The sequence below is a fragment of the Pantoea sp. Ap-967 genome (assembly GCF_011752565.1).
In the GTDB taxonomy this organism is placed as follows: Bacteria; Pseudomonadota; Gammaproteobacteria; order Pseudomonadales; family Pseudomonadaceae; genus Aquipseudomonas.
In genome coordinates this window covers 88,432-113,729 of the sequence record NZ_VWXK01000014.1, presented here as the reverse complement: position 1 = coordinate 113,729, position 25,298 = coordinate 88,432, and the positions used below count along the sequence as shown (strand labels likewise).

Genomic DNA, 25,298 nt, shown 5'->3' with positions numbered 1-25,298 from the left:
AAGCGCGGTGGAGCGCCTGGATGCGCAGGTGGAAAAACGGGGCATTATCCGTGGCTGGGAGCGGGTTGCCAACCTTTCGCGGCGCAAGGCCGCTCCTACACAGGTATCTGCGGCCCCTGGCGTCAATACAGGTCGACCGGGTCGACATCCAGCGACCAACGCACCTGGCGCCCACTCGGCAGTTGCTCCAACACTAGCAACCAGGCGCTGATCAGTCGATGCAAGGGCGCCCGGGTATTGGCCTGAATCAACAATTGCGCCCGGAAGCGCCCGGCGCGGCGCTCCATGGGCGCCGGCACCGGCCCCAGCAACTCGATGCCCGGCAGCCGCTGTTCGGCCACCAGGCGCTCGGCGGCAGCGCAGGCTTCATCGAGGAAGCCTTCGGCCTGCCCGGGCTTGTGCGCCTCGGCGCGCAGCAGGGCCAGGTGCGAATACGGTGGCAGGCCGGCATTGCGGCGCTCGTCCAGGGCCTGCTCGGCGAAGGCGAAGTAACCCTGCTCGGTCAGTTGTACCAACAGCGGGTGGTCGGCCAGGTGGGTCTGGATGATGACCTTGCCAGGCTCCTCGGCCCGCCCTGCGCGCCCGGCCACCTGCACGATCAGCTGGGCCATGCGCTCGCTGGCGCGGAAGTCCCCGGAGAATAGGCCGCCGTCGGCATCGAGGATCGCCACCAAGGTCACCCGCGGGAAGTGATGCCCCTTGGCCAGCATCTGGGTGCCGACCAGGATGCTCGGCTGGCCGCGCTGGATGGTGCTGAACAGCTGCTGCATGGCGTCCTTGCGCGCCGTGCTGTCGCGGTCCACGCGCAGGATCGGGTAGTCCGGGAACAGCACCTTCAGGCGCTCCTCGGCGCGCTCGGTGCCGGCACCTACCGGGCGCAGGTCGACGTGGTTGCATTGCGGGCACTGGTGCGGCAGGCGCTCGTCATAGCCGCAGTGGTGGCAGCGCAGCACGCCGGAGCGCTGGTGCACGGTCATGCGCGCATCGCAGCGCGGGCATTCCGACAGCCAGCCGCAGTCGTGGCACAGCAGGGTCGGGGCGAAACCGCGGCGGTTGAGGAACACCAGCACCTGTTGGCCGGCTTCCAGGGTCTGGCGGATGGCTTGTTGCAGCGGGCCGCTGATGCCGCTGTCCAGTGGCAGGCTTTTCACGTCCAGGCGCAGCATGCGCGGTGGGCGGGCGCCACCGGCGCGCTGGTTCATGCGCAGCAGGCGGTAGCGGCCGGTCAGGGCGTTGTGCAGGGTTTCCAGTGACGGCGTGGCCGAACCCAGCAGGATTGGCACGTTTTCCTGGTGGGCACGCACCAAGGCCAGGTCGCGGGCGTGGTAGCGCAAGCCTTCCTGCTGCTTATAGGAGCCGTCATGCTCCTCGTCGATGATGATCAGGCCGGGGTTCTTCATCGGTGTGAACAGCGCCGAGCGCGTGCCGATGATGATGTCGGCCTCGCCGTCGCGGGCGGCCAGCCAGGCATCGAGGCGCTCGCGGTCGTTGACCGCCGAGTGCAGCAAGGCGATGCGCGCATTGAAGCGCTGCTCGAAGCGCGCCAGGGTCTGTGGGCCGAGGTTGATCTCGGGAATCAGCACCAGCGCCTGCTTGCCGGCTTCCAGGGTTTCACGGATCAGCTGCAGGTACACCTCGGTCTTGCCGCTGCCGGTAACCCCGGCCAGCAGGAACGCGGCAAACCCGCCAAAGCCCTCGCGCACGGTATCGAACGCCTCGCGCTGCTCATCATTGAGCGGCAGTTCCGGCTGCGCCAGCCAGTGTTCGTGGCGCTGGGCCGGCAACTGGCGGCGTACTTCCAGCGTGACCAGCTCCTTGGCCAGCAGCAGGTCGAGGCTGTCCTTGTTCAGGTTGAGCTTGCTCAGCAGGCTGTGGGCCACGCCATGGGGGTGCTGGGCCAGGGTCTTGAGGGCATCGCGCTGGCGCGGGGCGCGGGCGATGCGTGGGTCTTCCAAACGTGCGCCGGGGGCCACGTGCCAGAATCGCTCCTGGCGCATCTCGGCTGGCTCGCCCTGGCGCAGCAGGGTTGGCAGGGCCCAGCTCAAAGTGTCGCCAAGGCTGTGCTGGTAATACTGGGCGGTCCACAGGCACAGCTTGAACAGCGGCGCCGGCACCGGCGAAACCGGGTCGAGCAGGGCGCTGGCCGGCTTGAGTTTGTCGGCCGGCACCTCGCTGTGCTCGCATACTTCCACCAGCACCCCGATCATCTCGCGGCGGCCGAACGGCACCCGGATGCGCATGCCCGGCGTCAGCGTCTGGCGCGCCATGCTCGCTGGCGCCCGGTAGTCGAACAGGCGACGCAAGGGGGAAGGCAGGGCAAGGCGCAGGATGACGTCGGGCACGCGGAAAGTCTCGGAGGGCGTTTCAATGACTGGCGAGCCTAGCAGACGACGGTCGGTGCAAGCGACAACTTGCGTTGGCGCGGTGCTCTGGTATTATTCGCCGCCTAATTACGTGCGGTATTCAACAATTGGTGTTGGGTGGCGGCACGCAGCTCGAGGAAGTGACCATGAAAGAAGGTATCCACCCGAACTACGAAGTAGTTGCAGTCACCTGCAGCTGCGGTAACAAGTTCGAAACGCGTTCGACCCTGGGCAACACCCTGGCGATCGACGTTTGCAACCTGTGCCACCCGTTCTACACCGGTAAGCAGAAAGTCCTGGACACCGGTGGTCGCGTACAGAAGTTCGCCGACCGCTTCGGCATGTTCGGTACCAAGAAGTAATCATGCGCACGGCGAGCCCTTCGGGTTTCGCATTGCTGCTGAAGAAGGCGCCCCTTGTGGGCGCTTTTTTTATGGGCGTTTTCTGGCAGTTTCCCGCCTGGGCGTTCTGCCCGCTGCCGGGCAAGACGCAGCAGGTGCTGGTGCGCCAGGTCACCGATGGCGACACGCTGCGCCTGGCCGACGGGCGGCGCGTGCGCCTGATCGGCATCAATGCCCCGGAGATCGGCCGCAGGGGCCGCCCCAGCGAGCCCTTCGCCGAGGCCGCGAAGCAGCGGCTGCAGGCCTTGGTAGATGCCAATGGCGGGCGGCTCGGGCTGCTGCCGGGGGCCGAGGGCAAGGACAGGTACGGCCGCACCCTGGCACACCTGTACGGCCGTAATGGCGACAATCTCGAAGCGCAGCTGCTCAGCGAAGGGCTCGGCTACCGCGTGGCGGTGGCGCCCAACGTGCGCCTTGTCACCTGCCAGCAAGCGGCCGAGCGAACGGCACGCAACGCCCGGCTGGGCCTATGGCGTACTGCACCGGTGCGCCGGCCGGCGCAGGTCAGGCAGCCGGGGTTCGCCGTGCTCAGCGGCCGAATCGGCAGCATCGAGCGCAATCGCGGCGGTATCTGGCTGGCGCTGGACAGCAATGTCGTGCTGCATGTCCCCACTCGTCTGTTACGCACCTTGCCTGCCGGCTTCTTGGATAATCTCAAGGGGCGCCAGGTCGAAGCGCGCGGCTGGCTGCGGGACCGTTCCCGCAACGGCACACTGAAGCCTGGGCAAAGACGCTGGGTGTTGCCATTGACCGATCCAAGCATGTTGGAGCGTGTTTCAGGCTGAAAAGATGTAGACATTTCGCTATCAGATTGTACACACTGTGAGTCGAATGCCCCCGTGTGCGATAGCTTAAAGTCGTAGGCCAAAGGCCTTGACACAAGTGACTGACCAGTCTTGTGGCTCCCCGGCTCTTTGCGTATCCTCGGCGGTCCGTCAGAACAGTAAATAGCGGAATGCCCACCATGTCAGACCTGAAAACCGCCGCTCTCGAATACCACGCTCAACCTCGTCCGGGGAAACTGAGCGTCGAGCTCTCCAAGCCCACCGCCACCGCCCGTGACCTCGCCCTGGCGTACAGCCCAGGCGTTGCAGAACCTGTGCGTGAAATTGGCCGTGATCCTGAGCTGGCCTACAAGTACACCGGCAAGGGCAACCTGGTCGCGGTAATCTCCGATGGCACCGCCATCCTCGGTCTGGGTGACCTCGGCCCACTGGCTTCCAAGCCGGTCATGGAAGGCAAGGGCGTTCTGTTCAAGCGTTTCGCCGGTATCGATGTATTCGACATCGAAGTCGACTCGGAAAGCCCACAGGCGTTCATCGACACCGTCAAGCGCATTTCGATCACCTTCGGTGGCATCAACCTGGAAGACATCAAGGCGCCAGAGTGCTTTGAAATCGAGCGCACCCTGATCGAGCAGTGCGACATTCCAGTGTTCCACGATGACCAGCACGGCACCGCGATCGTTACCGCGGCCGGCATGATCAACGCCCTGGAAATCGCCGGCAAGAAACTCGAAGACGCCAAGATCGTCTGCCTGGGTGCCGGTGCTGCCGCCATCTCCTGCATGAAGCTGCTGGTGAGCATGGGTGCCAAGGTCGAGAACATCTTCATGATCGACCGCAGCGGCGTGATCCACGCTGGCCGCGACGACCTGAACCAGTACAAGGCCCAGTTCGCCCACGCTACCGACAAGCGCACCCTGGCCGATGCCCTGGACGGCGCAGACGTGTTCGTTGGCCTGTCCGGCCCGAACCTGCTGAGCCCGGAAGGCCTGAAGTCGATGGCTGCCAACCCGATCGTGTTCGCCTGCTCGAACCCGGACCCGGAAATTTCCCCGGAGCTGGCCCACGCCACCCGCAGCGACGTGATCATGGCCACCGGTCGTTCCGACTACCCGAACCAGGTCAACAACGTACTGGGCTTCCCGTTCATCTTCCGTGGTGCCCTGGACGTTCGCGCCAAGCGCATCAACGAAGAGATGAAGATCGCCGCCGCCATCGCCCTGAAGGACCTGGCCAAGCTGCCGGTGCCGAAGGAAGTATGCGAAGCCTACGGCGTGGAAGGCCTGGAGTTCGGCCGTGAGTACATCATTCCGAAGCCGCTGGACGCTCGCCTGATCACCGTCGTTTCCGACGCCGTGGCCAAGGCTGCCATCGAATCCGGCGTGGCTACCCTGCCGTATCCGAAGCACTACCCGCTGAACAGCGTGGATGAAGTGTTCAACGGCTGATTACGGCCGTAACACCAAAAAGCCCCGGCTCGTGAGAGCCGGGGCTTTTTTTTGCCCTGTGCATTGGGCGCCGCTTTGCGGCGCATCGCGAGCTTTGCTCGCTCCTACAGAGGGGGCGGTGCAAGGACGAATGAGCCTGCACAGAGCCGGTAGGAGCGAGCGTAGCTCGCGATGCGATCTACGGTCAGAACAGGTCCATCGGCGCCGCCTCATCGGCCGGCAGCGGGCTGCCCGGTGCCGTGCCGTTGCCCAGCTCATCCACCGACGGCGGCGAATCCTCGGCCTTGAACAGCTCGAAGTAGGCGTTCGGCGTGCTCGGCGAAGCCGCACGGCCACTGACCGGGTCAACCCGCAGGCTGAGGATGCCTTCCGGCTCGGCCGGTGCGTGGCTTGGCTTGTCCTTGAGCGCCGCACCCATGAACTTCATCCAGATCGGCAGCGCCGCGGTGCCACCGTATTCACGGCGGCCAAGGCTTTCCGGCTGGTCGAAACCGACCCACACGGTGGTCACGTAATCGGCGTTGTAGCCAGAGAACCAGGCATCCTTGGAGTCGTTGGTGGTACCGGTCTTGCCCGCCAGGTCATCACGGCCCAGGGCCAGCGCGCGGCGGCCGGTGCCGCGCTTGATCACGTCCTGCAGCATGCTGGTGAGGATGTAGGTGGTGCGGCCATCGATGATCTGCTCGGCAACGGCGGGCGTTTGCGGCGGTGGGGCAATCTGGCCCAGGGCCGACGGGGCCTCGCCCGGCAGGGCAGCGGTGCTGATCGGCTGCTCGGGGGCGGCAAGGCCAGCATGGTCTTCGGCACCCATTGGCACGTGGGCCGGGTTGGCGGTGAACAGGGTTTCGCCGTTGCGGCTCTCGATACGGTCGATCAGGTACGGGTTGACCTTGTAGCCGCCGTTGGCAAAGGTGCTCCAGCCGGTGGCGATTTCCATTGGCGTCAACGTCGCGGTGCCCAGGGCCAGGGACAGGTTGCGCGGCAGGTCCTGCTTGTTGAAGCCGAACTTGGTGATGTAGTCGATGGTGCGGTCTACGCCCATGGCCTGCAGCAGGCGGATCGACACCAGGTTGCGCGACTTGTACAAGGCCTCGCGCATGCGAATCGGGCCGAGGAAGGTGTTGGTGTCGTTCTTCGGGCGCCATTCCTTGTCCAGGTACTGGTCGACGAACACGATCGGTGCATCGTTGACCAGGCTGGCGGCAGTGTAGCCGCTGTCCAGCGCCGCGCTGTAGATGAACGGCTTGAAGCTCGAACCCGGCTGGCGCTTGGCCTGCATGGCACGGTTGTAGTTGCTCTGCTCGAACGAGAAACCGCCGACCAGGGCGCGGATGGCGCCGTTGTAAGGGTCGAGGGTTACCAGTGCGCTCTGTGCCCCCGGCACCTGGCTGAACTTGAGCTTGCCATCGTCCAGGCGTTGCAGGCGCACCAGGTCGCCGACCTGCGCAACGTCGGCAGGCGCAGCCGGTGCGCGGCCCTGGGCGTTGGTGTTGATGAAGGGGCGCGCCCATTTCATGCTGTCCCAGGCAACCACTTCCTCTTTGCCGCCACGGGTCAGGACCTTGATGTCGGTTTTATCCACCTGGGTGACGATGGCCGGTTCCAGGGCGCCCAGGTTGCGCTGCTTGGCCAGTTCCTGCAGCCAGGCGGCCTGGGTCTTGCCCGGGAAGCGCGCTTCAGGGCCACGGTAGCCGTGGCGCTCGTCGTATTCGGTAAGGCCGTTGAGGATGGCCTTGTTGGCCATGTCCTGCATGTCGCTTGGCACCGTGGTGGTGACGCGGAAGCCCTCGGTGTAGGCATCGCTGCCGTAGCGGCCAACCATTTCGGCGCGGGCCATCTCGGCGATGTACGGGGCATTCACCTCAGGCGTCGGCACGTGGTAGCTGGCGTTGAGCGGCTCGGCCAGGGCGGTCTGGTAGCTCGCTTGGTCGATCTTGCCGAGCTTGTACATGCGGCCCAGGATCCAGTCACGGCGCTCCTTGGCGCGCACCGGGTTGGCCAGCGGGTTGAAGCGCGAGGGCGCCTTGGGCAGGCCGGCGATCATCGCCATCTGGGCCAGGCTCACGTCGCGGATCGACTTGCCGTAGTACACCTGCGCGGCGGCGTCGATGCCGTAGGCGCGGTTGCCCAGGTAGATCTTGTTCACGTACAGCTCAAGGATCTCGTCCTTGGTCAGCTCACGCTCGATCTGCAGGGCCAGGAGAATTTCGTTGGTCTTGCGCGAGAAGCTGCGCTCGCTGGTGAGGAAGAAGTTCTTCGCCACCTGCATGGTGATGGTGCTGCCGCCGGTCTGGATGTGGCCGGTTTTCACCAACTGGGTGGCGGCGCGCATCAGGCTGCTCGGGTCCACACCATAGTGATTGAGGAAATTGTCGTCCTCGGCAGACAGAAGCGCCTGAATGAACTGTGGGGGAATTTCCGCGAAACGGATGGGCGAGCGGCGCATTTCGCCAAACTCGGCAATCAGCTTGCCGTCGCTGCTGTACACCCTCAGGGGGATTTGCAACTGAACGCTTCTGAGCGAATCGACCGACGGCAGGTTGGGGCTAAGATACAGAAACGCACCGCTCACACCGAGTACGAGCGCGCAGATGACTGCGACGAAAGACCACCAGAAGAACTTCAGCAGGCGTATCAAGGCTTTTCGGTGTCCAGAGTGAGGGGTGGGTTGCGCACGGGGCCGGCGGACGAAAAAACGCCGGGCATTATAAGCATTTTTCGCCGTGCCGGGTGACCGGCCAGGTAGCCAGCAGTACCGTCTGGCCGCCAGGGCCCGGCACAAGGGCGGTTCATGGTTGTAACAAGGAAGTCGCGATGCTTGGACGTTTTGGCAAGGATGCCGGTTCACTGCTGGGGGTGGAAATCGCCGCAGATTCTGTAAGGGTGGCGCAGCTGCGTCGGCGCGCAGGGCGCCTTGAGCGGGTTGCCTGGGCGTTCCAGGGGTTTGAACCCTTCGCCCCGGGTAATGCTCGGCACGATGATGAGCGGGTGGCTGGCGCGCTGCGCAGTGCCTACCGGCAATGTGGCAGCCGGCAACGGCGGGCGGCGGTTGCACTGCCGGCGTCCCAGGTGATTTGCAAGGTGTTGCAGCTGCCCGCTGGCCAGGCCGACAGTGAACGCGAGACGCAGTTGCTGGCGGACGCCGACCAACTGTTTCCTTTCCCTCTTGAAGAACTGCAACTGGATTTCCAGGTGCTGGGCGCTTCGCAACTACAGCCCGGCTACCTGGACGTCATGGTCGCGGCCTGCCGGCAGAGCCTGTTGCAGCCGCTTGAGTCGCTGTTCGCCCAGGCCAGGCTGGAACTGGCCGTGGTCGAGGTCGACAGCATTGCCCTGCAGCGCCTGATGCCGCCCCAGGCGGGCGGCAGGGCGGCGTTGCTGCGCATCGAGCCCGGCAGCCTGATCGTGCATGGTTGGCAGCAGGGCAGCCTGCCTCGGCAGTGTGAGCTGCAGGCCGGCGTGGCGCCGCAGCGGTCGGGTGATGTCTTTGCTGATGGCGTGGCCCCCACTGAGGTATTTGTCACCGGTGCGCCGGCGCTCGGGCAGGGCGGGCTTGCCCGCTTGGGCGAAGCGCTGGGGCTGTCCTGCACACCCTTGCCGCTGTTGGCAGCGCTCGATTGCAGCGACAGCCGCATGGCCCTGGCCAGCGCCCTGGCGCTGGGGGGAATGCACTGATGCTGCGCCTTAATCTCTTGCCCTGGCGTGAACGGCAACGCCAGGCCGCCTTGCGGCGCTTGCGCCTGTCCGTGTTCGGCAGCCTGGTTGTGGCGTTGTGTGGCACGTTGCTGCTGGACCAACTGGCGCGCCAGCGGTTTGAGCGCCAGTGGGGCCAGAACAATGCTTGGCAAGCCGAAATCGACGCACTGGATGCCAGGGCGGCATTGCTTGAGCCGATCAGGAAGGCGCAACAGGCCGTCAACCTGGAGGCCCAGGCGTTGACGCAATTGCGCGCAGGCCAGGGGCACCTGATGGCGTTTTTTGCCGAACTTGAGCGCACGTTGCCAGAAGGTATCCAGTTGTCGAGCCTCAAGCTGAACGGTAACCACCTGCAGATTTCCGGCGTGGCTGCCAGCGGCGCCCTGGTGGCGCAACTGATGCGGGACCTGGAGCGCGCCAGCGTGATGCGTGCGCTGGAACTCAAGTACCTCAAGAGCCAGCCTGGGGGCGATACGTTCCTGTTGGTCGCCAACCTTTCGGCATCCTGGTCGTGAAGCCCGTGCAAGGGTGGGGGTGGAGGGCATTCATCGAACGTTCGGCCTGGGCTCGCAGGGCATTGCCGGTGGTCGCAGGGCTTGCACTGCTTGCCCTTGGCTGCCTGGTTCGCCTGCCCCACTGGTGGGGGCTTCAGGGGCATGAACAGGTAAGGCAGGCCGGCCTGCAACAGGCGCAACAGGCCAAGGCCGCCAGCCTGGCAGCGGTAGCTCAGGAGCAGGTGGCGCTTGAGGCGGCTCGGCTTCAGGTACAAGAGGCCCGTTGGCGACTTGCCGCCGGCGCCGGCATGAGTGACTTGCTGGAGCAGTTGGCATCCTCCGGGCTTGCCTATGGCTTGCACTTCGAGCAGGTAGATGTGCAGGACCCGGTGGCACGTGAAGGTTATGAGCTGACGCCACTGACTGTTCAGGTCGTGGGACGTTACCCGGCCCTGCGCATGTGGCTGGATGACTGGCTGGGCCAGGCTCGGCTATTGCAGGCCGAAGATTTGCACCTGTTGGCGGCTAAGGGCGAGCCTGGGCTGCTGCGTCTGCAACTGCGGGTCAATGCCTACCAGGCTGATACCGTGCTACCCGCCCCGACGTCCTTGGCGGATGTGCCCGCGCGAGCTGAAGCCCAGCCCCCGGCACTCGACCCCTTCGCTGCGTGGGCGGCGCGCCTGTCGCCGTCTGGGCTCGCCGGCGTGCCGCTTTCGCAGCTGGAAATGGTCGGCAGCCTGCAGCGCGGGCTTGAGCGTGAAGCGCTGCTGAGTGCCAAGGGCCGCGTGTACCGAGTGCGTGCCGGTGACCGGGTAGGGCGCGATGGCGGCGTTGTCGAGCAAGTGGGCGAGCGGCAGATGGATGTGCGCGAACGGTTGTTCGTGGGCGGCGTCTGGCGCGAGCGAACGGTGATGCTGACGCTCAGGAAGAGCGCATTCAGGGAGGCCTCGGATGGCAATGATGCGGCTGTTGATCGGCTTGGCGGCGTTGACGCTGCAGGCATGGGTGCAGGCGGCCCCTTATCGGGGTGAGCCCATCACCTTGAACTTTCAGGAGATAGAAGTGCGCTCGGCGCTGCAGGTATTGGCTGACTACGCCGGCATCAACCTGGTGGCCAGTGATGCGGTGCAGGGCCACGTCACCTTGCGCTTGCAGGATGTGCCCTGGGACCAGGCGCTGGAGTTGGTGCTACGCAGCAAAGGGCTGGCCCGGCGCGAAGAAGGCAATGTGCTGCTGGTGGCGCCGGCGGCGGAAATGGCCGAGCAGTCCCGCGACGCCCGCATTGGCCAGGCCCTCGATGCCCAGCTGGAGCCGTTGCAGCGTGAACTGCTGCCCATTCACCATGCCCAGGCTCCGGAACTGGCCGAGCTGCTGCTGGCGACCCTGGCCGATGACGGCCCGCTCAGTGGCCGGGGCAGCTTGGGCGTGGACGCCCGCACCAATACGCTGGTGGCGCACTTGCCGGCGGTGCGCCTGGGCGAGCTGCGCGAACTGGTGGCGCAACTGGATGTGCCGGTACGCCAGGTTGCGATCGAGGCGCGCATCGTCGAGGCCAATGTCGATTATGAAAAGGTGCTGGGTGTGCGTTGGGGCAGGGGCCTGTATGCCGAGGGCGCCCAGTTGGGCAAGGACGTATTCGTCGAGCTGGGGGTGGAGCGTGCCACCTCCGGGGTCGGCCTGGGCCTTTTGCGCGGGGACATACTGCTGGACCTGGAACTCAGCGCCATGGAAAAAAGCGGCAATGGCGAAATCATCTCCCAGCCCAAGGTGGTGACCGCCGACAAGGAGACGGCGCGGATTCTCAAGGGCACCGAGGTGCCCTACCAGGAAACCAGCAAGAGCGGCGCCACCTCGGTGGCATTTCGCGAGGCGTCACTGTCGCTGGAGGTTACCCCGCAGATCACCCCCGATGGCAAGGTGATCATGGCAGTGCGCGTGACCAAGGACGAGCCTGACTTCGTCAACGCCATCAATGACGTGCCGCCGATTCGCAAGAACGAGGTCACCGCCAGGGTGCGCGTGGCCGACGGCGAAACCATCGTCATTGGCGGCGTTTACTCGACCACGCAAAACAAAGTGGTCGACAAGGTGCCATTTTTTGGCGATCTGCCGTATGTTGGGCGGCTGTTTCGACGCGATGCATTACAAGAGAAAAAATCCGAGCTGCTGGTCTTCCTGACTCCGCGTATCATGAGTGACCAGGCGATTGCTGTGAGTCGTTGATTCTGTGCGAAATTTGATACTTGTAGGGCCCATGGGTGCTGGAAAGAGCACCATCGGACGCCTGTTGGCCAAAGAGCTGCGCCTGCTGTTCAAGGATTCCGACAAGGAAATCGAACTGCGAACCGGCGCCAACATCCCGTGGATCTTCGACCGTGAAGGCGAACCGGGCTTTCGTGACCGTGAGCAGGCGATGATCGCCGAGCTCTGCGCGCTCGATGGCGTGGTTGTGGCAACCGGCGGCGGCGCGGTGATGCGCCCGGAAAACCGCCAGGCGCTGCACCAGGGCGGCCGGGTGATCTACCTGCACGCTTCGGTGGAGCAGCAGGTGGGGCGCACCGCGCGCGACCGCAACCGGCCGCTGCTGCGCACCGCCAACCCCGAGGCCACCCTGCGTGCCTTGCTGGAGGCGCGCGACCCGCTCTACCGCGAGATCGCCGACCTGGTGGTAGAAACCGACGAACGGCCGCCGCGCATGGTGGTGCTCGACATTCTCGAGCGCCTGCAGCAGTTGCCGCCCCGCTAACCCGGGACTATTCTCGGCCAGCGCCGAGGCGAGGTTAAACGTTATCGCGCGGGTCGCACAGCCGGCGCCGCGCCCAAGCACATTGTGGGGATACATGCAGACACTAAAGGTCGACCTCGGCGAGCGCAGCTACCCGATCTACATTGGCGAAGGCCTGCTGGACCAGGCCGAACTGCTGGCGCCGCACATCCGCGGGCGGCAGGTTGCCATCGTTTCCAACGAAACCGTCGCGCCCCTGTATCTCGAACGCCTGAGCAAGACCCTCGGTGCCTACTCGGTGGTGCCGGTGATCCTGCCGGACGGCGAAGCCCACAAGAATTGGCAAACCCTGCAGCTGATCTTCGACGGCCTGCTGACCGCCCGCCACGACCGCCGTACCACGGTGGTTGCCCTGGGCGGTGGGGTTATCGGCGACATGGCCGGGTTTGCCGCCGCCTGCTACCAGCGTGGCGTGGACTTCATCCAGGTGCCGACCACCCTGCTGTCCCAGGTCGATTCCTCGGTGGGCGGTAAAACCGGCATCAACCACCCGCTGGGCAAGAACATGGTTGGTGCCTTCTACCAGCCCAACGCAGTGTTGATCGACACCACCAGCCTCAAGACCCTGCCCGGGCGCGAGCTGTCGGCGGGCCTGGCCGAAGTAATCAAGTACGGCCTGATCTGTGACAAGCCTTTCCTCGCCTGGCTCGAAGACAATATGCAAGCCCTGCGCGCCCTGGAGCCCGCGGCCCTGACCGAAGCCATCCGCCGTTCGTGCGCGGCCAAGGCTGCCGTGGTCGGCGCCGATGAGCGCGAGTCCGGCGTGCGTGCCACGCTGAACCTGGGGCACACCTTCGGCCATGCCATCGAAACCCACATGGGCTACGGCGTGTGGCTGCACGGTGAAGCCGTTGCTGCTGGCACGGTGATGGCGTTGGAGATGTCCATGCGCCTGGGCTGGATCGACCAGGCCGAGCGTGATCGAGCAATCCGTCTGCTGCAGGATGCAGGCTTGCCGGTGGTGCCACCACAGGAAATGACCCCGGCGCATTTCATGGAGCATATGGCGGTCGACAAAAAGGTGCTCGACGGGCGTCTGCGCCTGGTGCTGCTGCGCCAGCTGGGCGAAGCCGTGATCACCGACGACTATCCGAAAGAGATTCTACAGGCCACGCTGTCGGCGGATTACCGCGCGATCGTGGCCCAGCTTTGAGGTTGTGACAGCGTAATGACCAGTTTGCATGCCGATGAGGCGTTCCTCGAACATTACCAGTTGAGCCACGATCCGTTCGCACCCCGTGTGCCCGGTTTCAAATTCTTCCCCGCCCAGCGCAAGCCGGTACTCGGCCAACTGCACCACCTGGCCCGCTACAGCCAGCTGATGCTGGTGGTGACTGGCCCGGTAGGCAGCGGCAAGACCCTGCTGCGCCAGGCCCTGGTGGCCAGCACCAACAAGCAGTCGGTGCTGAGCGTGGTGGTTTCCGCCCGCGGTGCCAGCGATGCGGCCAGCGTGCTTGGCCAGGTGGCGCAATCGCTGGAAGTGAGCCAGCCTGAAGTGCAGGCGATCCTGTCGAAGGTGGTGCAACTGGCACTCACCGGCCAGGAAGTCTATTTGCTGGTGGATGATGCGGAACAACTCGACGAGTCGGCACTCCAAGCGTTGCTGGAACTGGCGGCAGGCCTCCCGGAAGGGCGCCCGCACGTGTTCCTGTTCGGTGAGCCGTCGCTGATCGCCGGGTTGGACGAGATCAATGTCGAGGAAGAACGCTTCCACGTCATCGAACTCGCCCCGTACAGCGAGGAAGAAACCCGCGAGTACCTGGAGCAGCGCCTGGAAGGCGCCGGCCGGGGCATCGAGGTGTTCACCCGCGAGCAGCTTGTCGACATCCACGAAAATTCCGACGGATGGCCTGGCAACATCAACCAGGTCGCCCGCGATACTTTGATCGAAGCCATGATCGCTAGCCGTTCCACGGTGAAGCGACCTGCCATGGGGTTCAAAATGCCTAAAAAACACGTGCTCGCGCTGTCTGCTGTGGTCGTGGTTGCCGTAGGTGCCGCGGTGCTGATGCCCAAGAAAGGCGACAAGGCGCCCGCCGAGGCCCCGGTGGCCCAGGCCCAGCTGCCGTTGGGCGATGGCAAGCCAGGTGCCGCCCAGTCGAACAATGGCAACCCCGCCATCGAGTTCTCCGGCCAGTCCCAGCCCATGCCGCTGCCGCTGGTAGGCCAATCGCAGCCAGTGATGCGCGAGCCGCTGGCCCAGGCCGCCGGCATGGGTGATGGCGACGAAGCTGGGCCGGCCGGTAACACGGCGCTGCAGCCTTCCGTTCCGCCGACCGTGACCACCACGGCGCCGCCCCAGGGCGTGCCGGCTGGCCCTGCGCCGAGCATGGCGCAGGCCACGGCCCCTGCGCAGCCGGTTGCACCTGCGCCAAAACCTGTCGCGACCCACCCGGCCAAGCCGGTTGCGCCTGCCAAGCCAGTAGCGGCGCCCACCCAGGTCGCCACGGCCAAGCCCGCTGCCAAGCCTGCGGAAAAACCGGCTGCAGCGGCCACCGCCGGTGGCGGCTGGTATGCCGGCCAGAAGCCGGGCAACTATGTGGTGCAAATTCTCGGCACCAGCTCCGAGGCCTCGGCCCAGGCCTTCGTCAAGGCCCAGGGTGGCGACTATCGCTACTTCAAGAAAAACCTGCAGGGCAAGCCACTGTACGTGGTGACCTACGGCAGCTTTGCCAACCGCGACGCAGCGGTTGCGGCAATCAAGAACTTGCCAGCGAAGGTCCAGGCTGGTAAACCTTGGCCACGTACCGTCGCCAGCGTCCAACAAGAGCTGGCCTCGGCCCGCTGATACCTGCCGGGCGGCACCACCCCGCCGCCCAGTTGCTGAGCGATTACTGACTTTCGTCTAGCCTGCTGCGCCCCAAGCGCGGCAGGCTTTTCTGTCCCAGACTGTTGGCCACAAGCCCCCTGTTGCAGTCATGGCTGAAACGCTTCAGACTCAAGCCAAGCCGCTACCACGGCGCATGGCGCAAAAACATTCAAAAATGCGACATAAATTTTCAATGGTGAGACATGAAAATTTGTGGGTAGCCCTGTCGCTGTGCAACAATGGTTTTCCATGACCACCGCAAAAAAGCTGGCATTTGATCGGCGTGGATGGTAAGTGGTTGTACATAAAAGAGATTTACCTCCGGTTGAGAGGTGAACCTGGTGAGAAAGTGTCTATGAAAACAGGTCTGTACCATCCCGAAGAATTCAAGGACAACTGTGGTTTTGGCCTGATCGCCCATATGACGGGCGAGCCGAGCCACCACCTTCTGCAAACCGCCATGCAGGCGCTGACTTGCATGACCCACCGCGGCGGTATCAACGCCGACGGCAAGACCGGTGACGGTTGCGGCCTGCTCATGCAGAAGCCCGATCAATTCCTGCGGGCCGTGGCCCAGGAACACTTCGCCGTCGAGCTGCCCAAGCAGTACGCCGTCGGCATGGTGTTCTTCAACCAGGACCCGGTCAAAGCCGAAGCTGCCCGCGCCAACATGGACCGCGAAATCGTCGCTGCCGGCCTGAAGCTGGTTGGCTGGCGCAAGGTCCCGATCGACACCAGCGTGCTCGGCCGCCTGGCCCTGGAGCGCCTGCCGCAGATCGAACAGGTGTTCATCGGCGGTGAAGGCCTGAGCGATCAGGAATTCGCCATCAAGCTGTTCAGTGCCCGTCGCCGCTCGTCCGTGGCCAATGCCCACGACAGCGACCACTACATCTGCAGCTTCTCGCACAAGACCATCATCTACAAAGGCCTGATGATGCCGCGCGATCTCGCGGCGTTCTACCCAGACCTGGGTGACGAGCGCCTGCAAACCGCGATCTGCGTGTTCCACCAGCGCTTCTCCACCAATACCCTGCCGAAATGGCCGCTGGCGCAGCCGTTCCGCTTCCTCGCCCACAACGGCGAGATCAACACCATCACCGGCAACCGCAACTGGGCCATGGCCCGTCGCACCAAGTTCGCCAACGACCTGATCCCCGACCTCGAAGAGCTCGGCCCACTGGTCAACCGCGTCGGTTCCGACTCCTCCAGCATGGACAACATGCTGGAACTGATGGTCACCGGCGGCATCGACCTGTTCCGTGGCGTGCGCATGCTGGTACCGCCAGCCTGGCAGAACGTCGAAACCATGGACGCCGACCTGCGCGCCTTCTACGAATACAACTCCATGCACATGGAACCGTGGGATGGCCCGGCCGGTATCGTCATGACCGAAGGCCGCCACGCGGTGTGCCTGCTCGACCGCAACGGCCTGCGCCCGGCGCGTTGGGTAACCACCACCAATGGCTACATCACCATCGCCTCGGAAATCGGCGTATGGGGCTACCAGCCTGAGGAAGTGCTGGCCAAGGGCCGCGTCGGCCCTGGCCAGATCCTGGCCGTGGACACCGAAACCGGCCAGATCCTCGACACCGATGCCATCGACAACCGCTTGAAGTCGCGCCACCCGTACAAGCGCTGGCTGCGTCAGCACGCCACCCGCATCCAGGCCACCCTGACCGACGACCAGGGCGCAGCCAGCTACGACGCCGACCAGCTCAAGCAATTCATGAAGATGTTCCAGGTCACCTTCGAGGAGCGTGACCAGGTGCTGCGCCCACTCGGTGAGCAAGGCCAGGAAGCGGTCGGCTCGATGGGCGACGACACGCCGATGGCCGTGCTGTCCCAGCGCGTGCGCTCGCCGTATGACTTCTTCCGCCAGCAGTTCGCCCAGGTGACCAACCCACCGATCGACCCGCTGCGCGAAGCGATCGTGATGTCCCTGGAAATCTGCCTGGGCGCCGAGCGCAATATCTTCCAGGAGTCCCCGGAGCACGCCTCGCGGGTGATTCTCAGCTCGCCAGTGATCTCGCCGGCCAAGTGGCGTTCGCTGATGAGCCTGGAGCGCGACGGTTTCGACCGCCAGCTGATCGACCTGAACTACGACGAGAGCGTTGGCCTGGAAGCGGCCATCCGCAACATCGCCGACCAGGCCGAAGAAGCGGTGCGCAGCGGCAAGACCCAGCTGGTGCTGAGCGACCGCTACATCGCCCCGGGCAAACTGCCGGTGCATGCTTCGCTGGCCGTTGGCGCGGTGCACCACCGCCTGACCGAACAGGGCCTGCGCTGCGACAGCAACATCCTGGTGGAAACCGCCACCGCCCGTGACCCGCACCACTTCGCCGTGCTGCTGGGCTTTGGCGCCTCGGCCGTGTACCCGTACCTGGCCTATGAAGTGCTGGCCGACCTGATCCGTACCGGCGAAGTGCTGGGCGACTTGGACGAAGTCTTCAAGTACTACCGCAAAGGCATTTCCAAAGGCCTGCTGAAGATCCTGTCGAAGATGGGCATCTCCACCATCGCCTCGTACCGTGGCGCCCAGCTGTTCGAAGCCATCGGCCTGTCCGAGGAAGTGGTTGGCCTGAGCTTCAAGGGCGTGTCCAGCCGCATCAAGGGCGCGCGTTTCGTCGACCTCGAAAGCGACCAGAAGCTGCTGGCAGCCGAAGCCTGGAGCGCGCGCAAGCCGATCCAGCAAGGTGGCCTGCTGAAGTTCGTCCACGGCGGCGAGTACCACGCCTACAACCCGGACGTGGTCAACACCCTGCAGGCCGCCGTGCAGCAGGGCGACTACGCCAAGTTCAAGGAATACACCACGCTGGTCGACCAGCGCCCGGTGTCGATGATCCGCGACCTGCTGAAGGTGAAAGTGGCCGACCAGGCCCTGCCGCTGGACCAGGTCGAGCCGCTGGAGGCCATCCTCAAGCGCTTCGACTCCGCCGGTATCTCGCTGGGCGCACTGTCGCCGGAAGCCCACGAAGCCCTGGCCGAGGCGATGAACCGCCTGGGTGCGCGCTCCAACTCCGGTGAGGGCGGTGAAGACCCGTCGCGCTACGGCACGATCCGCAGCTCGAAAATCAAGCAGGTGGCCACCGGCCGCTTTGGCGTCACCCCGGAATACCTGGTCAACGCCGAGGTGCTGCAGATCAAGGTGGCCCAGGGCGCCAAGCCCGGTGAAGGCGGCCAGCTGCCAGGCGGCAAGGTCAACGGCCTGATCGCCAAGCTGCGCTATGCGGTGCCAGGCGTGACCCTGATCTCGCCGCCGCCGCACCACGACATCTATTCCATCGAAGACCTGGCCCAGCTGATCTACGACCTCAAGCAGGTCAACCCGCAGGCCCTGGTGTCGGTGAAACTGGTGGCCGAAGCCGGCGTTGGCACCATCGCCGCTGGCGTGGCCAAGGCCTACGCCGACCTGATCACCATTTCCGGCTACGACGGTGGTACCGGCGCTTCGCCGCTGACCTCCATCAAGTACGCCGGCGCCCCGTGGGAACTGGGCCTGGCTGAAACCCACCAGACCCTGCGCGGCAACGACCTGCGCGGCAAGGTGCGGGTACAGACCGACGGTGGCCTGAAAACCGGCCTGGACGTTATCAAGGCCGCGATCCTCGGCGCCGAGAGCTTCGGCTTCGGCACCGCGCCGATGATCGCCCTGGGCTGCAAGTACCTGCGCATCTGCCACCTGAACAACTGCGCCACCGGCGTGGCCACCCAGAACGACAAGCTGCGCAAGGACCACTACATCGGCACCGTCGACATGGTGATCAACTTCTTCACCTTCGTTGCCGAGGAAACCCGTGAGTGGCTGGCCAAGCTGGGCGTGCGCAGCCTCGGCGAGCTGATCGGCCGTACCGACCTGCTCGACGTGCTGCCAGGCGACACCGAGCGCCAGCAGTACCTGGACCTGACCCCGCTGCTGGGCAGCTCGCACATTCCGGCCGACAAGCCGCAGTTCTGCGAAGTCGACAAGAACCCGCCGTTCGACAAGGGCGAGCTGGCCGAGAAGATGGTCGAGATGGCCCTGCCGGCGATCCGCGACCAGGCCGGTGGCGAGTTCAGCCTCGACATCTGCAACTGCGACCGTTCCATCGGTGCCCGTATCTCTGGCGAAATCGCCAAGCTGTACGGCAACCAAGGCATGGCCAGCAAGCCGGTCACCTTCCGCTTCAAGGGCACTGCGGGCCAGAGCTTCGGCGTGTGGAACGCCGGCGGCCTGAACCTGCACCTGGAAGGCGACGCCAACGACTACGTCGGCAAGGGCATGACGGGCGGCAAGCTGACCATCGTGCCACCGGCCGGTAGCCCGTTTGCTACCCAGCACAGCGCCATCGTCGGCAACACCTGCCTGTACGGCGCCACCGGCGGCAAGCTGTTCGCCGCCGGCACCGCGGGCGAGCGCTTCGCTGTGCGTAACTCCGGCGCCCACGCTGTTGTCGAGGGCACTGGCGATCACTGCTGTGAATACATGACCGGCGGCTTTGTCTGCGTTCTGGGCAAGACCGGTTACAACTTCGGTTCTGGCATGACTGGCGGCTTCGCCTACGTGCTCGACATGGACAATACCTTCGTCGACAAGCTCAACCACGAGCTGGTGGAAATCCAGCGTATCAGTGGTGAAGCGATGGAGGCCTACCGCAGCCACCTGGCGCGTGTCCTGGGCGAGTACGTGGAAGAAACCGGCAGCGAGTGGGGGCGTGAGCTCTTCGAGAACCTGGACGACTACGTGCGGCGCTTCTGGTTGGTCAAGCCCAAGGCGGCCAACCTCAAGCAACTGTTGTCCAGCACCCGTGCCAACCCGCAGTAAGAACAGCTGCAAGTGACGGCCCCGTGCGCGGGGCCCGTCGTGCTCAAGTGATCGTCTTGCAGCTTGCGGCCTGAGGCCGACAACTGCGGTAAAGAGGTTTTGAAAAATGGCTGAACGTCTGAACAACGACTTCCAGTTCATCGAAGTGGGCCGCAAGGACCCGAAGAAAAAACTGCTGCGCCAGCGCAAGAAGGAGTTCGTGGAAATCTACGAACCGTTCAAGCCTGCGCAGTCCGTGGAACAGGCGCACCGTTGCCTGGGCTGCGGTAACCCGTACTGCGAATGGAAGTGCCCGGTGCACAACTTCATCCCCAACTGGTTGAAGCTGGTGTCCGAAGGCAACATCCTGGCCGCGGCGGAACTGTCGCACCAGACCAACACCCTGCCGGAAGTGTGCGGCCGCGTGTGCCCGCAAGACCGCCTGTGCGAGGGTGCCTGCACCCTGAACGACGGCTTCGGGGCGGTCACCATCGGTTCGGTGGAGAAGTACATCACCGACACCGCCTTCGCCATGGGCTGGCGCCCGGACATGTCCAAGGTCAAGCCGACCGGCAAGCGCGTTGCGATCATCGGTGCCGGCCCGGCAGGCCTGGGCTGCGCCGACGTGCTGGTGCGCGGCGGGGTAACCCCGGTGGTGTTCGACAAGAACCCGGAAATCGGCGGCCTGCTGACCTTCGGCATCCCTGAGTTCAAGCTGGAAAAGACTGTGCTGAGCAACCGCCGCGAAGTCTTCACCGGCATGGGCATCGAGTTCCGCCTGAACACCGAGGTGGGCAAGGACATCACCATGGAACAGCTGCTCGCCGAGTACGACGCGGTGTTCATGGGCATGGGCACCTACACCTACATGAAGGGCGGCTTCCCGGGCGAGGACCTGCCGGGGGTACACGACGCGCTGGACTTCCTGATCGCCAACGTCAACCGCAACCTGGGCTTTGAAAAGTCGCCGGAAGACTTCGTCGACATGCGGGGCAAGAAGGTCGTAGTGCTGGGCGGTGGTGACACCGCGATGGACTGCAACCGTACCTCGATCCGCCAGGGCGCCAAGTCGGTGACCTGTGCCTACCGCCGCGACGAAGCCAACATGCCGGGTTCGCGCAAAGAGGTGAAGAACGCCAAGGAAGAGGGCGTGAAGTTCCTCTACAACCGCCAGCCGATCGCCATCGTGGGCGAAGACAAGGTCGAAGGCGTCAAGGTGGTCGAGACCCGTCTCGGCGAGCCGGATGCCCGTGGCCGTCGCAGCCCTGAGCCGATCCCGGGTTCCGAGGAGATCCTGCCGGCCGACGCCGTGGTGATCGCCTTCGGCTTCCGCCCAAGCCCGGCGCCGTGGTTCGAGCAGCATGGCATCCAGATGGACAGCCAGGGCCGCGTGGTGGCACCGGAGAAAGGCAAGTTCAAGCACCAGACCAGCAACCCGAAGATCTTCGCCGGCGGCGATATGGTGCGCGGTTCGGACCTGGTGGTGACGGCCATTTTCGAAGGCCGCAACGCTGCCGAAGGCATCCTGGACTACCTCGAAGTCTGATCCAGCGCATTCGCGGGGCAAGCCCGCTCCTACAAGGTTCACGCCGAACCTGTAGGAGCGGGCTTGCCCCGCGAAGCTTTTTGTATACAAAATCGTTTGATCTGTGGCACCCAATAGACAAAACGCATGGCCTTGACCGTGCCTTTTGCGCTGGCGTCTGAGAAAATGCCCGCACTATTTTTCCGGATGCCGACATGACTGCCCTGAAGAACGATCGTTTCCTGCGTGCGCTGCTCAAGCAACCCGTGGACGTCACCCCTGTCTGGATGATGCGCCAGGCCGGCCGCTACCTGCCGGAATACCGCGCCAGCCGCGCCAAGGCCGGCGATTTCATGAGCCTGTGCATGAACCCGCAGTTCGCCTGCGAGGTCACCCTGCAGCCGCTGGACCGCTACCCGCTGGATGCGGCGATCCTGTTCTCGGACATCCTCACCATCCCCGACGCCATGGGCCTGGGCCTGTACTTTGAAACCGGCGAAGGCCCGCGTTTCAAGAAAGTCATCAGCACCCCGGCCGACATCGAGGCGCTGCCCATCCCCGACCCGCAGAAAGACCTGGGCTACGTGATGGATGCGGTCAGCACCATCCGCCGTGAGCTCAATGGCCGTGTGCCGCTGATCGGTTTCTCCGGCAGCCCGTGGACCTTGGCCACCTACATGGTCGAAGGCGGTTCGTCGAAGGATTTCCGCAAGACCAAGGCCATGGCCTACGACAACCCACAAGCCCTGCACCTGCTGCTGGACAAGCTGGCGCAGTCGGTCACCAGCTACCTCAACGGGCAGATCCTCGCGGGCGCCCAGGCCGTGCAGATCTTCGACACCTGGGGCGGCAACCTGTCGGCGGCGGCCTACCAGGAGTTCTCCCTGGCCTACATGCGCAAGATCGTCAGCGGCCTGATTCGCGAGCATGAAGGGCGCAAGGTGCCGGTGATCCTGTTCACCAAGAACGGCGGCCTGTGGCTGGAAAGCATTGCCGAGGCCGGCGCCGACGCACTGGGCCTGGACTGGACCTGCGAAATCGGCGACGCCCGCCGCCGTGTGGGTGACAGGGTGGCCCTGCAGGGCAACATGGACCCGACCGTGCTGTACGCCAAGCCTGAGGCCATCCGCCAGGAAGTGGCGCGCATTCTGGCCAGCTACGGCCACGGCACTGGCCATGTGTTCAACCTGGGCCACGGGATCACCCCGGAAGTCGACCCAGAGCATGCTGGCGTGTTCATCAACGCCGTGCACGAGCTGTCGGCGCAGTATCACATCGGTAGCTGATTCAAGGGCCCTTTCGCGGGGCAAGCCCGCTCCTACAGAGCATGCGTGCCCCGCGAAGGCCTCACACCGCTTTCGGTGCCAGCTTGCTCAGGTGCAGCGCCACCAACAGTGCCACCGCCAGCAAGCTGCCGATGAACAGCCCGATGCCGTTCCAGCCCCATTGGTGCCAGAACACCCCGCCCGCCGTACCCGCCACGCTGGAGCCTGCGTAATAGCAGAACAGGTACAACGACGACGCCTGCCCCTTGGCCTTCAGCGCTCGCCGTCCGATCCAGCTGCTGGCCACCGAGTGCGCGCCGAAGAAGCCGAAGGTGAACACCAGCATGCCGACGACCACCAGCGCCAACGGGGTGGCCAGGGTCATCAGCATACCGCCTGCCATCACCACGATGCTGGCCCAGAACACCTTGCGCCGGCCCAGCTTGTCGGCCAGTGCGCCCACCTGCGCCGAACTGTAGATGCCCGACAGGTACACCACCGACAGCAAGCCGACCAGCGCCTGGTTCATGTGGTAGGGCTCTGCCAGCAGGCGGTAGCCGATGTAGTTGAACAGGGTGACGAAGGCGCCCATCAGCAGGAAGGCTTCGAGGAACAGCCACGGCAAGCCGGCGTCCTTGAAGTGCATGACGAAACCATCGAGCAGGCTGCGCGGGTTCAGCAGCTGCGGGCGGAAATTACGCGATTCAGGCAGCACCTTCCAGAACACCAGCGCCGCCACCAAGGCCAGGCCGCCGATGGTCAGCATTGCCGTGTGCCAGCTGACGAAGTCGATCAGTACCCCGGTGATCAAGCGCCCGCTCATGCCGCCGATGGCATTGCCACCGATGTACAGGCCCATGGCCAGGCCGATGTGCTGCGGGTGGATTTCCTCGCTGAGGTAAGTCATCGCCACCGCCGCCAGGCCGCTCAGCGACAGGCCCACCAGGGCGCGGGTGGCCAGTACCAGTTCCCAGCTGGGCATCACCGCGCTGGCCAGGGTCGACAGGGCGGCGCACACCAGGGCAAAGACCATCACCGGTTTGCGGCCGATGCGGTCGGAAATGGGGCCGGTAATCAACAGGCCGAACGCCAGCATCGCCGTCGACACCGACAGCACCAGGCTGCTCTGGGCCGCGTTGATGGAAAAATCCTTGGACAGCAACGGCATCATCGGCTGCACGCAGTACAGCAGGGCGAAGGTGGCGAAGCCGCCGCTGAACAACGCCAGCACGGTCTTGAGGAAGGCGGGAGTGCCTTTTTCGATCCACATATCGCTTGAGGGGGCAGGTTCGGGCTCGGCGGGAAGGGGGGCTACAGCAGTTTTCACGGGGGTGACCTCGGTTGCAATGAAAAAAGCATATAGCTGGCTAATGATTAGATCCAATATATTGTTCGACCTATTTAAGACGTTTTGCGACTTGTTTGGAGCCGATCATGGAACTGCGTCACCTGCGTTATTTCATTGCGGTCGCCGAAGAACTGCACTTTGGCCGCGCGGCCCAGCAACTGGGTATTTCCCAGCCTCCCCTGAGCCAGCAGATCCAGGCGTTGGAACAGGAACTGGGTGCCCGGCTGTTCGAGCGTACCAACCGTCGGGTCGAGCTGAGCGAGGCTGGCCGGCTGTTTCTCGAAGAAGCGCGCCAGGTGCTGGCCCAGGTGGAAAAAGCCGCCGATGTGGCGCGCCGGGCGCAGTTGGGCGAACTGGGCGAGATGAAGATTGGCTTCACGTCCTCGGCGCCGTTCACCTCGAAGATTCCCAAGGCGATCCACGCCTTTCGCCAGCGCTTTCCGGCGGTGCACCTGAACCTCAAGGAGATGAGCAGCCGCGACGTTGCCGAGGGGGTGTTCGACGAGTCCATCGAAGTGGGGCTGATGCGGCCCATGCCGTTGCCCGAAGGCCTGGTGGCCACGGAGCTGTTTCGCGAGCCCCTGGTGGCGGTAATCAATGCCTCGCACCCGCTGGCCGAAGGCAGCGAAGGCGGCGTGCACATGACGGCGCTGGCCCATGAGCCGTTCGTGTTCTTCCCGCGCAGTTACGGCAGTGGGCTGCATGCGCAATTGCTGAGCCTGGCGCGGCAGGCAGGGTTCAGCCCACATTTTGCCCAGGAGGCTGGCGAGGCCATGACCATCATCGGCCTGGTGTCGGCGGGGTTGGGCGTGTCGGTGCTGCCGGCTTCGTTCAAGCGCATGCAGATCGAAGGGGTGGTGTACCGCACGCTACTGGATGAACAGGCCACCTCAGCGGTGTGGCTGGTGCAGCGTGAGCGCGGCGGCTCGGCAATGGCCCGTGCGTTCGCCGAGCTTGTGACCGGCCAGGTTCAGGGCTGAGGCCATCACCCCCTGTAGGAGCGAGCGCAGCTCGCGATCACCGGCAACGCCGGTGCCAGGCACCTCGCCACATGGCACCGGCTGTGCCGGTGATCGCGAGCTGCGCTCGCTCCTACACGGGGATCTGTCCAATCGGCAGGACGATCAGTCCACGCGCGCCAGGTCGCCCTTGATCGCAACGCCTGCGATCACCGCACCCGCATGGCATTCGTAGGTCGCGGCATCCTTGCGCTCGTTCTTCTTGTAGTAGCTGGCGATATTGGTCACGGCGTTGGCACTGACCTTCTTCGCCGCGTCCTGCATCGTCAGCAAGGCCGATTGCAGGGCCCATTCGCAGGCCACTTCGTCACTTTTGTTGAAGGCATTGGTCTTCTTGTTGGTCACCGCGTTAGGGCTGATTACCTTGACCTTGCCGCGCGGCTGCACGCCGGCCAGGTAGAACTTCACCGAGCCGTCGAGCTTCTTCTCGGCCAGCATCTGCTGCACCACCTTGTCGAACGGCAGGTACAGCGCAGTGTCACGGGCCTGGCTGATGCCAGGCAGGGCGGCCAGCAGCAGGGCGGTGGCGGCGGTAAGGGTCTTCAGGCGCATGGGGTTCTTCCTTGGTCAGTTGTAAGGG

17 protein-coding genes and 1 pseudogene are annotated in these 25,298 nt (G+C 64.6%); 14 read left to right on the top strand and 4 right to left on the bottom strand.

Annotated elements, in window-relative coordinates; translation table 11 throughout:
• Positions 1–122: 122 nt before the first annotated feature.
• A complete protein-coding gene (locus tag F3J45_RS16535) occupies positions 123–2,342 on the bottom strand; it encodes a primosomal protein N' (protein WP_167064679.1) in 2,220 nt (739 codons plus the stop codon).
• A 167-nt stretch (positions 2,343–2,509) separates the two neighbouring features.
• Here F3J45_RS16535 and rpmE point away from each other — a divergent pair, with 167 nt between their 5' ends.
• The 3 genes and pseudogenes from rpmE to F3J45_RS16520 all read left to right on the top strand — a co-directional run.
• Positions 2,510–2,725 (top strand): 50S ribosomal protein L31, encoded by a 216-nt coding sequence (gene rpmE, locus F3J45_RS16530; RefSeq protein ID WP_027920990.1) that lies wholly within the window; start codon positions 2,510–2,512, stop codon positions 2,723–2,725.
• Between the two features lie 2 nt (positions 2,726–2,727).
• Positions 2,728–3,549 carry a thermonuclease family protein gene (locus tag F3J45_RS16525; RefSeq protein ID WP_167064676.1) on the top strand — a complete coding sequence of 274 codons (822 nt, stop codon included), beginning with the start codon at positions 2,728–2,730 and terminating at the stop codon, positions 3,547–3,549.
• 179 nt (positions 3,550–3,728) lie between these two features.
• Positions 3,729–4,946, top strand: a pseudogene (locus tag F3J45_RS16520) (malic enzyme-like NAD(P)-binding protein); the annotation flags it as partial.
• A 235-nt stretch (positions 4,947–5,181) separates the two neighbouring features.
• Here the strand turns inward: F3J45_RS16520 and F3J45_RS16515 are convergent.
• A complete protein-coding gene (locus F3J45_RS16515; RefSeq protein ID WP_205299666.1) occupies positions 5,182–7,503 on the bottom strand; it encodes a penicillin-binding protein 1A in 2,322 nt (773 codons plus the stop codon).
• Positions 7,504–7,811: 308 nt separating this feature from the next.
• On the opposite strand from F3J45_RS16515, the gene pilM reads away from it, so the two are divergent.
• The 10 genes from pilM to hemE all read left to right on the top strand — a co-directional run bounded on the left by pilM (position 7,812) and on the right by hemE (position 22,372).
• Positions 7,812–8,672, top strand: coding sequence for a type IV pilus biogenesis protein PilM (gene pilM, locus F3J45_RS16510; protein ID WP_167064671.1), 861 nt, complete (start codon positions 7,812–7,814; stop codon positions 8,670–8,672).
• A complete protein-coding gene (locus F3J45_RS16505; RefSeq protein WP_167064668.1) occupies positions 8,672–9,208 on the top strand; it encodes a PilN domain-containing protein in 537 nt (178 codons plus the stop codon). The genes pilM and F3J45_RS16505 overlap by 1 nt, the downstream gene beginning before the upstream one ends.
• Positions 9,205–10,218, top strand: coding sequence for a pilus assembly protein PilP (locus F3J45_RS16500; RefSeq protein ID WP_167064665.1), 1,014 nt, complete (start codon positions 9,205–9,207; stop codon positions 10,216–10,218). Before F3J45_RS16505 ends, F3J45_RS16500 begins: the two co-directional genes overlap by 4 nt.
• Positions 10,139–11,410: a type IV pilus secretin PilQ gene (locus F3J45_RS16495; RefSeq protein ID WP_205300551.1), complete on the top strand. Its 1,272-nt coding sequence runs from the start codon at positions 10,139–10,141 to the stop codon at positions 11,408–11,410. Before F3J45_RS16500 ends, F3J45_RS16495 begins: the two co-directional genes overlap by 80 nt.
• 16 nt (positions 11,411–11,426) lie before the next feature.
• Positions 11,427–11,933: a shikimate kinase AroK gene (aroK, locus tag F3J45_RS16490; RefSeq protein ID WP_370526393.1), complete on the top strand. Its 507-nt coding sequence runs from the start codon at positions 11,427–11,429 to the stop codon at positions 11,931–11,933.
• 94 nt (positions 11,934–12,027) lie between these two features.
• Positions 12,028–13,125 (top strand): 3-dehydroquinate synthase, encoded by a 1,098-nt coding sequence (gene aroB, locus F3J45_RS16485; RefSeq protein WP_167064659.1) that lies wholly within the window; start codon positions 12,028–12,030, stop codon positions 13,123–13,125.
• A gap of 15 nt (positions 13,126–13,140) precedes the next feature.
• Positions 13,141–14,760 carry an AAA family ATPase gene (locus tag F3J45_RS16480; RefSeq protein WP_167064656.1) on the top strand — a complete coding sequence of 540 codons (1,620 nt, stop codon included), beginning with the start codon at positions 13,141–13,143 and terminating at the stop codon, positions 14,758–14,760.
• Positions 14,761–15,136: 376 nt separating this feature from the next.
• On the top strand, positions 15,137–19,582 hold the full coding sequence (gene gltB / locus F3J45_RS16475; RefSeq protein WP_167064653.1) for a glutamate synthase large subunit: 4,446 nt from the start codon (positions 15,137–15,139) through the stop codon (positions 19,580–19,582).
• A 106-nt stretch (positions 19,583–19,688) separates the two neighbouring features.
• Entirely contained in the window at positions 19,689–21,107 is a 1,419-nt protein-coding gene (locus F3J45_RS16470) for an FAD-dependent oxidoreductase (protein ID WP_167064651.1), read from the top strand.
• Between the two features lie 194 nt (positions 21,108–21,301).
• A complete protein-coding gene (gene hemE, locus F3J45_RS16465; protein WP_167064649.1) occupies positions 21,302–22,372 on the top strand; it encodes a uroporphyrinogen decarboxylase in 1,071 nt (356 codons plus the stop codon).
• 61 nt (positions 22,373–22,433) lie between these two features.
• Here the strand turns inward: hemE and F3J45_RS16460 are convergent, their stop codons facing one another.
• Positions 22,434–23,621, bottom strand: a complete 1,188-nt coding sequence (locus F3J45_RS16460) for an MFS transporter (RefSeq protein ID WP_205300550.1) — start codon at positions 23,619–23,621, stop codon at positions 22,434–22,436.
• Positions 23,622–23,785: 164 nt separating this feature from the next.
• Here F3J45_RS16460 and F3J45_RS16455 point away from each other — a divergent pair, with 164 nt between their 5' ends.
• Positions 23,786–24,679 (top strand): LysR family transcriptional regulator, encoded by an 894-nt coding sequence (locus F3J45_RS16455; RefSeq protein WP_167064645.1) that lies wholly within the window; start codon positions 23,786–23,788, stop codon positions 24,677–24,679.
• A gap of 144 nt (positions 24,680–24,823) precedes the next feature.
• On the opposite strand, the gene F3J45_RS16450 is transcribed toward F3J45_RS16455, so the two are convergent.
• Complete coding sequence (locus F3J45_RS16450) at positions 24,824–25,270, bottom strand: excinuclease (RefSeq protein ID WP_167064643.1); 447 nt, start codon at positions 25,268–25,270, stop codon at positions 24,824–24,826.
• Positions 25,271–25,298 lie beyond the last annotated feature (28 nt).

Bases quoted from the DNA above. Each gene is read 5' to 3' on its own strand.
- rpmE (WP_027920990.1), top strand. From the start codon at position 2,510: ATGAAAGAAGGTATCCACCCGAACTACGAAGTAGTTGCAGTCACCTGC.
- F3J45_RS16525 (WP_167064676.1), top strand. From the start codon at position 2,728: ATGCGCACGGCGAGCCCTTCGGGTTTCGCATTGCTGCTGAAGAAGGCG.
- pilM (WP_167064671.1), top strand. From the start codon at position 7,812: ATGCTTGGACGTTTTGGCAAGGATGCCGGTTCACTGCTGGGGGTGGAA.
- F3J45_RS16505 (WP_167064668.1), top strand. From the start codon at position 8,672: ATGCTGCGCCTTAATCTCTTGCCCTGGCGTGAACGGCAACGCCAGGCC.
- F3J45_RS16495 (WP_205300551.1), top strand. From the start codon at position 10,139: ATGGCAATGATGCGGCTGTTGATCGGCTTGGCGGCGTTGACGCTGCAG.
- aroB (WP_167064659.1), top strand. From the start codon at position 12,028: ATGCAGACACTAAAGGTCGACCTCGGCGAGCGCAGCTACCCGATCTAC.
- F3J45_RS16480 (WP_167064656.1), top strand. From the start codon at position 13,141: ATGACCAGTTTGCATGCCGATGAGGCGTTCCTCGAACATTACCAGTTG.
- gltB (WP_167064653.1), top strand. From the start codon at position 15,137: ATGAAAACAGGTCTGTACCATCCCGAAGAATTCAAGGACAACTGTGGT.
- F3J45_RS16470 (WP_167064651.1), top strand. From the start codon at position 19,689: ATGGCTGAACGTCTGAACAACGACTTCCAGTTCATCGAAGTGGGCCGC.
- hemE (WP_167064649.1), top strand. From the start codon at position 21,302: ATGACTGCCCTGAAGAACGATCGTTTCCTGCGTGCGCTGCTCAAGCAA.
- F3J45_RS16460 (WP_205300550.1), bottom strand. From the start codon at position 23,621: ATGTGGATCGAAAAAGGCACTCCCGCCTTCCTCAAGACCGTGCTGGCG.
- F3J45_RS16455 (WP_167064645.1), top strand. From the start codon at position 23,786: ATGGAACTGCGTCACCTGCGTTATTTCATTGCGGTCGCCGAAGAACTG.
- F3J45_RS16450 (WP_167064643.1), bottom strand. From the start codon at position 25,270: ATGCGCCTGAAGACCCTTACCGCCGCCACCGCCCTGCTGCTGGCCGCC.